We start from the raw sequence: 11,794 nt of genomic DNA, 5'->3' as shown, positions 1-11,794 counted from the left end.
CCGCGACCGGTTGGTGGTGCGTTCCCCTTGCTCACCCTTGGATGAATCTGTGAAATCTTTTCTGGACAGAGAGTTATCTATTGAAGGCTAAAGTAAGTGTCAAGCCCTCTTTTGCGCTCACATCCGGCAGCGAAGCGGTGCATCCAAGGCAAATTGTTGAGAGACTTTGAGTTATCTCCATCTATAGATTGAAATCTTTTTTTTTGTTCGGTTTAGTAGGTAAGAGTTAGTGTGGCTTCTCACCGGTTGTTTACAGTCCCCTGTGGAAGCTTTGTGGAACCTGCGAGTGGCGAGCGGTGAGTGGTAGCGAGTGGTAGGGGCAGTTCCCGGAACTGCCCGTACGGCTTGAACGCGCCAGCTTCGGGTGGATGAAGAACAGCGGATACACTGGCGCTGCACGGGTTTGTCTTGACACCTTGCAGGAGGGACAACAAGATGCGTGCGCATCAAAGGACGGTTTCTGTGTTTTACCCAAAGGGCAGCATCCTAACCGGTGGCTGCTGGCTTGATTACCTTGGCTGAAGCCGTCGGTTGATGCCGGTTGCGCGGTGCTCACCAGGTGGCAACGGGTGCAACCAAAGCTTGTTACCCGAAGTCAGAAACTCATACCGGGGAATCACTAAAACCCACACAGGAGAAACACAGGACTCATGAAGCCCATCAAACACGCTGAGAAGGCGTTGTCAAAGCTCGCAGGAGGGCTGTTTGAAGCCATACAGTCAGTCAACAAGTACCGCCCAGCCCCTTCCTTCACCCCCAAGTGGTCTGACAAGCCCATGCTCAAGTCGTGGCAGAAAACCAAGCCGACGCTCGGCTGGCCACGGACAACCGACTCGCTCTGCCCGAAGTGTGTCAAGGAGGCGCGCGAGAAAATTCTGAGCGGTGAGGTGGATTACACCATTCTCATCAATGAGCGAGTGGGGGAAATCAAGGCCCAGATCGTCAAGCGCCACAACCCGGAGACCGGGCGGGACGAAGTCTGGATGGAGAAAGAATGCCCAATTCATGGCCGCTTTGAGGACCTGATGGCCATTGACGCCAATTTTCTGGCTCATATCGAATCGCAGTTTCCGGGACGTGACATTGACGCCCACAACGACGCCGGGCTGCACAACCACGGCACAAGTTCCATCAAGCACGGACGCGGTTCCGTACTGACCATTGACCTGACCAACCGCTGCAACATGATGTGCGACCCGTGCTTTATGGACGCCAACCAGGTTGGCTTTGTCCATGAACTGTCCCTGGAGGAAGTCAAGGAAATTCTCGACAACGCCATCCGCATCAAGCCACGGCGGCAGATGTCGGTGCAGTTTTCCGGCGGCGAGCCAACCTTGTCGCCTCACTTCTTTGAGGCCATCCGGTATGCCCGTGAGTTGGGGTACAACAGCGTCCAGTGCGCCACCAACGGCATCGAGTTTGCCAAAAGCAAGGAGTTCTGCCGCAAGGCGGCCGAAGCCGGCCTGCGGTATGTCTATCTCCAGTTCGACGGCATCGGCAACGACGCCAACAGCCACCGGCAGGTGGGGAACCTGTTTGATGTGAAGCTCCGGGCAATTGAAAACCTGCACGAAGCCGGCGTGGAAATCGTGCTCGTCGTCACGCTGGTCAACGGTGTCACCAACGATCAGGTGGCCCCGGTGATTCGTTTCGCGCTGGACAATCCCAAGAAAATTGCCTTCATCTCCTTCCAGCCGGTTTCCTTTACCGGACGCGACGAGGACATCACCGACGAGCGGCGGCTGCGCCAGCGCTACACGCTTTCGCACCTGGCCTACGATGTCAAAGAACAGGTTGGCATCACGGAACCAACCCGCGACTGGTTTCCCATCTCCGTCATGAGCACGATTGCCGACTTTGCCGATCTGGCCCATGGACCGGAAGCCCAGTTCGGTCATCTGAGCTGCGGCTGCCATCCCAACTGCGGCGTTGGGACGGCCGTGATGATTGACAAGGAAACCAAAGAGATGGTGCCGGTGCCGGAGTTCATCAATGTGCCGCAGCTTCTCAAGGATATGCAGGCGATTACGGATGCCGGGCGGGGGCGTGTTTTCTCGTCGTTTATGATGGCCCTGTCGCTGCTGCGCAACTATGATCCCTACAAGTCGCCGACGCACTTCACACTCAAGGCTCTGCTGGAAAAATTTGACAAGTCGCTGGGCATTTCCGGGCGCGACTACGGCAGTGTCAAGGGCAACCGGACACGGGAAGATATTGAGAAGCGCCGGCGTGACCGGTGGAACTTCCTGTTCATCGCCGGCATGTGGTTCCAAGACCTGTTCAACTATGACTTCCGCCGGACCGAGATGTGCATCATCCCTTACGGCACTCAGGAAGGTGAGATTTCCTTCTGCGCCTACAACACGGGGGTTGGCTGGCGGAACATCATCGAGGATATGCACAAAAACGCCACGGTGGCGAAGTGGTACAAGGAGCACGGCAAGCACGAAATCTACGCCAAGGGGCGGAATGTCGAGCTGCCGGATGGGCCCTGCACCCTCAACGTCAATCCTGAAGACGCGGCGCGTGTGCGTCCACGTGACGGCGAAGTGCCGATGACCGCAGCCGAAGAAAAGCGGATGATGGAAAAACTTTTCCGCGAGAAAGTGCTCGGCATCAGGAACGGCGAGACCAAGCTCGTGCAGCTTGGGCGTGCCAAAAAGTCTGCAATCAACGGCGCTGGCGCGACCGCCAAGGGGGCTGTCAACGGGAACGGAGTAAGCGCCGTCGCCGCCGGGCAAGCATCTGCGCCCGTTGCGGCGGTCGCTACGGCAACTGGCAGCAACGGTCGCCCGGCTGCAAAGTAACTGCCGGCAGCCATACCATCCTTAGGAGACCGGGGCGGGGGACAGTCCTCCGCCCTTTTTCGTGCCCGTCATCATCTCCAGTTGGGGGCAGCAGGTTCACCGGCCGCCCGGCCCGCAAATGACGCCGAATGGGCAGCGTAAGTTTTCTAACACATTCAGAATCATATACTTGCAACGGAAAAAAGGCGGAAAGAAGACTCGTCGCCAGCGCCAACTCTGGGCTATAAGCAGCCCGTGCGCAGGGTATCTCCGCCCCTGTAGGACGCCCAAACCTGCACAGATTGGGGTTTTTGCAACGCATGTCTGAGGAAACCAAGCCGACACCAGATGCCGCGCCGCCGGCTTCCGAAGCAGGGGCCGTGCCGGATGCGGAACGTGAGGCCAAGATAGCCGCTGCCAAGGCCAAGGCGGCAGCGGCGAAAGCCGCCCGTGAAGCGGCGGCGGCAGCACCGCCGGAAGGCGAGTCCGCTGCTCCGGTCGCACCGGCCAAAGCTCCGGCGAAAGCCGCTGCCAAGGCCCCGGCCAAGGCTGCCGCAGCCAAGAAAGAGGCTGCGCCGGCCTATGCCGAGATCAAGGACGACGCCTTCATTGCGTCCCTGCGCGCGGCTTTTCAGGACGACATCAAGGAGGCCGTCACCAGCAATGGGCAGCAAATCCTGCGGGTAGTGCCGGAACGGGCGCGCGACCTGCTCTGGTATCTGCGCTACGACGCCTCCATCAAGTTCGACATGCTCACCGATGTCACGGCCGTTCACTATCCCGACCGCAAGGCCTTTGAGGTGGTCTATCAGTTGTATTCCATCGCGGAAAACCGGCGGCTGCGGGTCAAGGCGGAGCTGCCTGAGGATCAACCGATCTACACCGTCTGCGATATTTGGGCCGCAGCCAACTGGCTGGAGCGTGAGGTGTACGACATGTTCGGTATCTGCTTTGAAGGGCATCCCGATCTGCGCCGCATCCTCCTGCCGGAGGGTTGGGTCGGGTTTCCACTCCGCAAGGAGTACCCGGTTGAATACCGCCATAACGAATGGGTGGCCGAGAACCTAAACATCCTTGAAATCCCGGAAGGGGCTGATCTCACCGGGAAGTTTGAATGATGGTTGGCCCCGGTGCCCCTGCCTGGGTTGCGCTGTTTCCCAGGCTGCGCGCCCGAAACGCTGTGAGGAAGTGCCCATGAACCAGATTCCGCTTGTTACGCATCACACGGAGACCCTGTTCGACGCCGACCAGATGGTACTCAGCATGGGGCCGCAGCACCCTTCGACCCATGGCGTGCTGCGGGTCATCCTGAAGCTCGATGGAGAGCGCGTCGTGGACCTCGACTGCGACATTGGCTATCTCCACCGGGGTGCGGAGAAAATCTTCGAGAACCGGCTCTATCCGATGATTGCGCCGTATTTTGACCGCCTCGACTACATTGCCGCCGTCTCAAACGGGCTGCTCTATGTCGAAACGGTTGAAAAGGCCATGGGGATTGAAGTGCCGCCCCGGGCGCAGTACCTGCGGGTCATTCTGACTGAACTCAACCGGTTGTCGAGCCATCTGCTGTGGCTGGCAACGCACGCGCTCGACATCGGTGGCTTTACCGTTTTTCTCTATGCCTTTCGCGAGCGGGAGGAAATTCTCAAGATTTTCGAGAATTTCTTCGGGGCGCGCCTGACCTGTCACGCCTTTCGGATTGGGGGGATGACCTACGACGCCTATCCGGGGTTCGAGGAGCAGGTACGCGCCTTCTGCGACCTGTTTCCCAAGCGGTTGGAGGAGTACGAGACGCTGCTCAACGAAAACCGCATCTGGCTGGGGCGTACCGTTGGGATTGGGGTTATCTCGGCCGAAGACGCCATCAGTCTGGGCCTGACCGGGGCACCGCTGCGCGGGTCAGGTGTAGATTACGATGTGCGCAAGACCGATCCCTATGAGTGCTATGCCGACCTGGAGTTTGACATCCCGATTGGCGAAAACGGCGATACCTTCGACCGCTACCTTGTGCGCATGGAAGAAATGCGCCAGAGCCGCCGCATCATCATGCAGGCGCTCGACAGGCTGCCGGATGGCCCGGTGATGGGAAAGGTTCCAAAAGTCATACGTGTTCCGGCCGGCGAGGTGTATCACTCGGTCGAAGGCCCGAAAGGCGAGTTGGGGCTGTATCTGGTTTCCGATGGGGGAACAAAGCCCTACCGGCTGCGCATGCGTCCGTCTTCATTTGTTAACTTGGGCGCATTGCGCAAGATGGCCATTGGTTCGCTCGTGTCGGATGTCGTGGCCGTGATTGGTTCGCTCGATATTGTGCTGGGTGAGATTGACCGATGATGATGACCTCTTGGCCCTGGATGCTGGCGCTGAACGCATCTCCGAAGTGGATTGAGTCGCTGGTGGAGTGGCTCTACACGTACCTGCCGACGTGGATAACTGCCAACCTGACGGCAACCGACGCAGCGGACTTCATCGTGTGGCCGCTCATTCAGATTGGCGTCATGCTGGTCGTGGTGTTGACCGCCGTGGCGTATCTGACGCTGGCGGAACGCAAGGTGAGCGCGTGGATTCAGGTGCGGGTCGGACCCAATCGCACAGGGCCGCTGGGACTGCTCCAGCCGGCTGCCGATGGCATCAAACTGCTCATCAAGGAAGATGTCATTCCCTTCAAAGCCGACAAGACCGTTTTCACACTGGCACCCATCATCAGCATGGTGTGTGCGTTTGTGGTTCTGGCAGTGCTGCCCTACGGCCCGCACTACGCGAGCATCACCAACATCAACATCGGGCTGTTGTTCATCCTGTCGGTTTCGTCGGTTGGGGTGCTGGGCATCATCCTGGGCGGCTGGGCGTCGAACAGCAAGTATCCGCTGCTCGGTGCGCTGCGGTCTTCGGCACAGATGGTGAGTTATGAAGCCGCCATCGGGTTGACCATTGTCTCGGCGCTTATTTTCACCCGCACGTTTTCGATGCAGGGCATTGTCGAGGCCCAGAAAAGTCTCGGCGTGTGGTTTGTGCTCTTTCTGTTTCCGTCGTTCATCGTCTTTCTGGTTTCGGTCGTCGCTGAAACGAACCGCGCGCCATTCGATCTGGCTGAAGCGGAGTCCGAGCTGGTCGGCGGGTTTCACACGGAATACAGCGGCTTTCGGTTCTCCATCTTTTTCATTGCCGAGTACGCCAACATGGTGGTTGTTTCGGCAGTTGGGACGACGCTCTACCTGGGCGGATGGTATGTACCAGGGATGGACGCCATTGCCGCGCAGGCACCTGAAGCGTACCGCGAAGCCGTCCTGACGCTCATCGGCGTTATGGCCTTTGCCATCAAGTGCGGCCTCATCCTCTATCTCTTCATCTGGATGCGCTGGACGTTTCCCCGCTACCGCTATGACCAGCTTATGGAGTTGGGTTGGAAGTGGCTGATGCCAGCGGCGCTGGCCAACATCGTCCTGACGGCCACAGTGTTCATCATTGGCAAAGAACTGGGGCTGGTGCGCTCCGTCGGGGGCGTGCTGGAAATGGAATGGCAGGGCAAGGTGTTTTTCACCGTTGCCGGGTTTCTGTCGGTATTTCCGATTCTGGCATTGCTCAACGCCATCAACCGCAATTCCAAGAGTTTCAACCTGCGTGCGCAGCGGACGACGATTCCCGTCAGCACGCGCAAGGTCAAGTTGTCGCCCGGCGTCAAGCCGGCCGGAGTCTGACCTGGGGTGATACCCGTCAGGGCTGGTCGGTCCGCTGGATGAAAGGGGAGAAGTATGTTGCTCGTTGGCTGGGAAGCCGTCTTCTTCTGGGTGCTGACGCTGGTGGCGCTCTTTGCTGCCGTTTTTACCGTGTCGGCGCGTAATCCGGTTCACTGCGCGTTGTTTCTGATTTCGACGCTGATTGCCACGGCGGGGCTGTTCCTGCTACTGCGGGCGGAATTTGTGGCCGGGGCGCAGATTCTGGTCTATGTGGGCGGCATTCTGGTGCTGTTTTTGTTTGTGCTGATGCTCGTCAACACCCGCAGCGAAGTCGAAAATCCGTTCAATCGGCAGGACAAGGCAGGGGCCGTGATTGCGGCACTGGTGGGGCTTTCGCTGCTGGGCGCTGTGACCTACACGCAGCAGCGGGGGGGCTTTTTCAAAACCCGTCCGTCCGCCGACCGGATGGCCATCGAAAACGCCCGTCCTGACCCGAACGCTCCAGCCGGTGTCATCTCGGCCGATACGGAGACGCTGGGGGTGACACTGTACACACGCGCTGTCCTGCCCTTCGAGATTGCTTCCGTATTGCTGCTGATGGCGATTGTGGGTTCGGTCCTGCTGGCGCGTGACCGGCGACAGGAAGAAATCTACGACTAGACCCTGGGAGAGAAAGCCCGATGATGACGTTTTTGGCGTTGGCGGCCGGATGGGTCGCGCAACAGGCTTCCGAAGCCTCGTTCATGGAACGCTACCTCCAGGGGCTGAAGGAGGTGGACACCTCGAAGTTTCTGGTGCTGAGCGCCATCATTTTCAGCATTGGCATTGGCGGTGTGCTCATCCGGCGCAACATCATCGTCATCTTTATGTCGGTGGAGCTGATGCTGAGCGCCGCCAACCTCAACTTCATTGCCTTCGCGCGCTACTGGCAGACCCAGGGGAGTCTCTACGCCTACAACGGCCACGTCATGACGATTTTCGTCATCGTGGTGGCCGCAGCCGAAGCCGCACTGGGGCTGGGACTGCTTCTGGCGCTGTACCGCAACCGCGAAACGGTGGCGGCTGACGAAATCAACCTGCTCAAGTGGTGACTTCGATGGAATTCGTTGCACTCGTTCCGTTCTTTCCGCTGCTCGGCTTCATCATCAACGGCCTGTTTGCCAAACGGCTTGGTTTTTCTGAAAAGGTCATCGGCGCCATTGCCTGCACGATGGTGGCAGCTTCATTCATCTGCTCGGCGATTGCCGTCTATGCGTTCAGTCACCATGCGCACGATGCCCAGGTTCAGGCAGCAGCCAAGCAGCGCGAAGCCGAGTTGATGGCGCGGGTGTCCGGCGAGGATGTGGAGTCCCGACGCGCCAAGGAAGCGGCCAAAGCGGCTGAAAATCCGCAGGCGTCGGAGGCTGCACCCGAAAAAGCCGGCGCTTCCGAAGAAGTGGCCACACCTTATGTGGTCACGCTGTTTGAGTGGATGCCGGGCGGGGCACTGACGACGACGCTGGGACCGAGTGCCGGACGCCTGGCGGACTTTTCCATCAAGTGGGCGTACCAACTCGACCAGCTTTCCGGGCTGTACATCCTGTTCGTCACCTTTGTTGCCTTTTTCATTCACCTGTTCGCCATCGGCTACATGCACGGCGATCCAGGTTTTCACCGGTTTTTCGCCTACCTGAACCTGTTCATGTTCATGATGCTCAACCTGGTGTTGGGCGCGAACTTCCTGATGACGTTCGTCGGCTGGGAAGGGGTTGGGTTGGCGTCTTATCTGCTCATCGGCTACTACCTGAAGAAGCCCGAAGCTGCGGTGGCTGCCAAGAAAGCTTTTGTGATGAACCGTGTCGGCGACTTCGGGCTGATGCTGGCGATGATGGCGATTTTTGCCGTCTTTGGCACGCTCGACTATGCCGACGTGATGGTGATGGTCAAGGCGCTGCCACAGGAGCCGCTGGGGCTGGCGGCGCTCAGTTTCACGACCGGCACGCTGACGGTCATTGCCCTGCTGGTGTTTCTGGGTGCCGCCGGAAAGAGCGCCCAGATTCCGCTCTACACCTGGTTGCCGGACGCCATGGCCGGCCCCACACCGGTGTCGGCACTTATCCACGCGGCCACGATGGTGACGGCCGGGGTGTATCTCGTGGCGCGGTGCAATCCGCTCTTCCAGCGCGCGCCAACGGCCATGCTGACCGTGGCCGTCATTGGGATGGCGACCGCCTTCGTGGCGGCCACCATTGGCATTACCCAGACCGACATCAAAAAGGCTCTGGCTTACTCGACGGTTTCGCAGCTTGGCTACATGTTCGTCGGCTGCGGGGTGGGGGCCTTTGTCGCCGGCGTGTTCCACGTCGTGACGCATGCGTTTTTCAAGGCCCAGCTCTTTCTGGGTTCCGGCAGTGTCATCCACGGCGGCTCGCCCAGCGGCCACCAGCAGGAGATGACCTACTACGGCAACTTCAAAAAGTACATGCCCATCACCTTTGCCACGATGATGGTCTCGCTGTTTGCCATCTGCGGCATCTTCCCGTTCTCCGGGTTTTTCAGTAAGGACGAAATTCTGGCCAAGACGCTGCACACGCCCGTGTTCAGCCACGACGTGGGGCTGGCGCTCTATGTGATGGGCTTTCTGACGGCGGGTGTGACGGCGTTTTACATGACGCGCCTGATGTGCCTGACCTTCTTCGGCAAAGAACGCTTCCTGGAAGGGCCGGATTTCCAGGAAGGTCATCACGGCGACGACCATCACGCTCCGGCGACAAAGGATTTTCATCCGCACGAGTCGCCGCCGGTGATGACCATACCGCTCATTGTACTGGCAGTATTTGCTTTCGGAGCTGGATTTGCCGGTTTTTCGGAGGAACTGACGGGCGGCGCGATACCCAACTACGTCCACCACTGGCTGGCTCCGGTGATGGACACCACGCTGTATCCTGAAAAGCCCGTCACCGGCGTCAACCCGACCGAATGGCTGCTGGCCATGGTGAGCGTCGTCTGGGCGCTCGCGATGATGGGGCTGGCTTACTTTCTGTATGTCGTACGCCCGGAACTGCCCGACAAACTGGCCCGGACCCTGCGCCCGCTGTATGTGCTGAGTGTGCGCAAGTGGTTCTGGGATGAGTTCATTGATGTCTATCTGGTGGGCGCGTTCAAAAAGATCAACCTGGGGGCGTGGGGGCTGGATTTCGTTGTGGATTCCATCGTCAACCTGTTCGCCTGGCTGACGCGCGCCGGTTCGGTGGTCTTCCGCACGTTGCAGACCGGGCTGATGCAGAACTACGTCCTGGTCATGGCGCTGGGGCTGTTCCTGTTCATTACCGGTATGGGGTATCCGCTCTTCAAGGAACTGTTTGCGCCGAGCCGCACGCCGGCGCCGGCGTCCTCGTCGCCGCAGACCGGGCGCGTTCTGGCTCCGTAGGTGCGTTGCACCTCACCGCCGGACGTTGAAACAAGAGCGTATTCAGGGAGTTCATCGAGGGATTACACGGCATGATACTGAGTAACGTTTTTCTGGCATCCTCCGGCCCGGCCGAGCTGTACTTCGGGCCCATCGGCATTCTGAGCCTCGTCACCTGGTTGCCACTGGTCGGGGGCGTCATCGTCCTTTTCCTTGACAAGCGCCGCACTGACCTCATCAAGCAGTTCGCCACTCTCTGGATGACGCTGTGTTTCCTGGCTTCGCTCTCGCTCGTGCTGATGTGGAACTACGACGTGCGCGGGTTGCAGTTTATGGAAACGGCCGCGTGGATTCCGGCCATCGGGGCCAAGTACCAGATGGGCGTGGACGGGCTGGCCCTGACGCTGGTGATGCTGACAACCTTTCTGGGGCCGATTGTGGCGCTGTGCTCGTGGAGCTACATCGAAAAGCGCGAGAAGGAATACTACGCGCTGCTGCTCATCATGCAGTCGTTCATGATTGGCGTGTTTGCGGCTGCCGATCTGTTTCTGTTCTATGTGTTTTTCGAGGTCATGCTCGTGCCCATGTACCTGCTCATCGGTATCTGGGGCGGCGAGCGGCGGCTGTATTCGGCCATCAAATTTTTCATCTACACCCTGGTCGGCTCGCTGCTGATGCTGGTGGCCGTGTTCAAGTTTTACTTCACGGCGGCTGAAACCGCAGCCAAGTATCCGAACGAGGTCAAGGCCGCGGCAGAGGTCATCGTCGGCAACAATGCGCCCATGCGCGGCATGGTGCTGGAAGGTATCGAAACGGCCCGCCGGGCCGGGGTGTACCGCGCGGCGCTGGCCGGCGGCGGGACGTATGACGCCGAGCCGACGGCATACGGGACTTTCAACATCTACGCGCTTCAGGCAATTGGCAGCGCCCGCGACGAGAAAGGCAACCCATTGGTGCCGCTGTCCTTGCAGTTGTGGCTGTTTGCCGGGTTTGCCCTGGCGCTGGCCATCAAGGTGCCGATGGTGCCGTTTCACACGTGGCTGCCGGATGCGCACGTCGAAGCGCCGACGGCCGGTTCGGCGATTCTGGCCGGGATTCTGCTCAAGATTGGCACGTATGGCTTTGTCCGGTTCAACTTTCCCATGTTTCCCGACGCCGCCCTGGATGCGCGCGTCGCCTCGGTGATGGCCACACTGGCCATTCTCGGCATCGTGTATGGGTCACTCGTGGCGCTGGCGCAGAAGGACATGAAAAAGACGATTGCCTACTCATCCGTGGCGCACATGGGAACGACGATGCTTTCGCTGTTTGCCTTCAACCCGAACGGCATCAACGGTGCGGCCCTCCAGATGCTGAGCCACGGGGTCACGAGCGCGGCCCTGTTCATTATGATTGGGGTTCTCTACGAGCGGCGGCATACGCGCCAGATTGCCGACTACGGCGGCATCGTCAGCAGCATGCCGGCCTTTTCGGTGATGTTCATGATTGCGACGTTGGCCAGCGTCGGTCTGCCGCTGCTCAACGGCTTCGTGGGAGAGTTCATCGGGCTGCGCGGTGTGTTTGAAGCCAACATCACCTGGGCTTTCTGGGGGACGACGGGCATTATTCTGGGTGCGGCCTACATGCTCTGGCTCTATGAGCGGGTGTTTCTGGGGCCGGTCAAAAACCCGAAAAATGCCGACCTGCCGGATTTGAACGCCCGTGAATGGGCCTACCTGACGCCGCTCGTCGCGGCCATGATCATCTTTGGCGTGTACCCGAAGCCGCTTGTCACCCTGCTCAATGGTACGACGGAAGTCGTCGTGCGCCAGATGCGGCCGAACTACTTTGCCCAGCGCGACGCGGCACGCATTGAGAAAGCTGCGGCCGGGAAAGCGGCTGTTTCGCCAACCCGTGCGGCCGAAACGCCACAGTGAAAAGTCACTGTCGGGTCATCTCCAGGAATC

At 59.4% G+C, this 11,794-nt stretch carries 8 protein-coding genes; all 8 read left to right on the top strand.

The window, feature by feature from the left end:
- Positions 1-650: 650 nt before the first annotated feature.
- The 8 genes from CABTHER_RS10000 to CABTHER_RS09960 all read left to right on the top strand — a co-directional run bounded on the left by CABTHER_RS10000 (position 651) and on the right by CABTHER_RS09960 (position 11,764).
- Positions 651-2,807: a radical SAM protein gene (locus CABTHER_RS10000; RefSeq protein ID WP_014100521.1), complete on the top strand. Its 2,157-nt coding sequence runs from the start codon at positions 651-653 to the stop codon at positions 2,805-2,807.
- A 299-nt stretch (positions 2,808-3,106) separates the two neighbouring features.
- A complete protein-coding gene (locus CABTHER_RS15945; protein WP_014100520.1) occupies positions 3,107-3,904 on the top strand; it encodes an NADH-quinone oxidoreductase subunit C in 798 nt (265 codons plus the stop codon).
- Between the two features lie 76 nt (positions 3,905-3,980).
- On the top strand, positions 3,981-5,117 hold the full coding sequence (locus CABTHER_RS09985; protein ID WP_014100519.1) for an NADH-quinone oxidoreductase subunit D: 1,137 nt from the start codon (positions 3,981-3,983) through the stop codon (positions 5,115-5,117).
- Positions 5,114-6,481, top strand: coding sequence for an NADH-quinone oxidoreductase subunit NuoH (gene nuoH / locus CABTHER_RS09980; protein ID WP_335334119.1), 1,368 nt, complete (start codon positions 5,114-5,116; stop codon positions 6,479-6,481). The genes CABTHER_RS09985 and nuoH overlap by 4 nt, the downstream gene beginning before the upstream one ends.
- Positions 6,482-6,535: 54 nt before the next feature.
- Entirely contained in the window at positions 6,536-7,120 is a 585-nt protein-coding gene (locus CABTHER_RS09975) for an NADH-quinone oxidoreductase subunit J (protein ID WP_014100517.1), read from the top strand.
- 20 nt (positions 7,121-7,140) lie between these two features.
- Positions 7,141-7,551: an NADH-quinone oxidoreductase subunit NuoK gene (gene nuoK / locus CABTHER_RS09970; RefSeq protein WP_014100516.1), complete on the top strand. Its 411-nt coding sequence runs from the start codon at positions 7,141-7,143 to the stop codon at positions 7,549-7,551.
- 5 nt (positions 7,552-7,556) lie between these two features.
- On the top strand, positions 7,557-9,869 hold the full coding sequence (nuoL, locus tag CABTHER_RS09965; protein ID WP_014100515.1) for an NADH-quinone oxidoreductase subunit L: 2,313 nt from the start codon (positions 7,557-7,559) through the stop codon (positions 9,867-9,869).
- A gap of 71 nt (positions 9,870-9,940) precedes the next feature.
- Positions 9,941-11,764, top strand: a complete 1,824-nt coding sequence (locus CABTHER_RS09960) for a complex I subunit 4 family protein (protein ID WP_014100514.1) — start codon at positions 9,941-9,943, stop codon at positions 11,762-11,764.
- Positions 11,765-11,794: the final 30 nt, after the last annotated feature.

This window comes from Chloracidobacterium thermophilum B (genome assembly GCF_000226295.1).
GTDB lineage: Bacteria > Acidobacteriota > Blastocatellia > Chloracidobacteriales > Chloracidobacteriaceae > Chloracidobacterium > Chloracidobacterium thermophilum.
The sequence above is the reverse complement of the archived record's forward strand: the minus strand, read 5'-3'. Positions and strand labels throughout refer to the sequence as shown.

Coding starts and splice junctions, on each gene's coding strand:
- CABTHER_RS10000 (WP_014100521.1), top strand. CDS start 651: ATGAAGCCCATCAAACACGCTGAGAAGGCGTTGTCAAAGCTCGCAGGA.
- CABTHER_RS15945 (WP_014100520.1), top strand. CDS start 3,107: ATGTCTGAGGAAACCAAGCCGACACCAGATGCCGCGCCGCCGGCTTCC.
- CABTHER_RS09985 (WP_014100519.1), top strand. CDS start 3,981: ATGAACCAGATTCCGCTTGTTACGCATCACACGGAGACCCTGTTCGAC.
- nuoH (WP_335334119.1), top strand. CDS start 5,114: ATGATGATGACCTCTTGGCCCTGGATGCTGGCGCTGAACGCATCTCCG.
- CABTHER_RS09975 (WP_014100517.1), top strand. CDS start 6,536: ATGTTGCTCGTTGGCTGGGAAGCCGTCTTCTTCTGGGTGCTGACGCTG.
- nuoK (WP_014100516.1), top strand. CDS start 7,141: ATGATGACGTTTTTGGCGTTGGCGGCCGGATGGGTCGCGCAACAGGCT.
- nuoL (WP_014100515.1), top strand. CDS start 7,557: ATGGAATTCGTTGCACTCGTTCCGTTCTTTCCGCTGCTCGGCTTCATC.
- CABTHER_RS09960 (WP_014100514.1), top strand. CDS start 9,941: ATGATACTGAGTAACGTTTTTCTGGCATCCTCCGGCCCGGCCGAGCTG.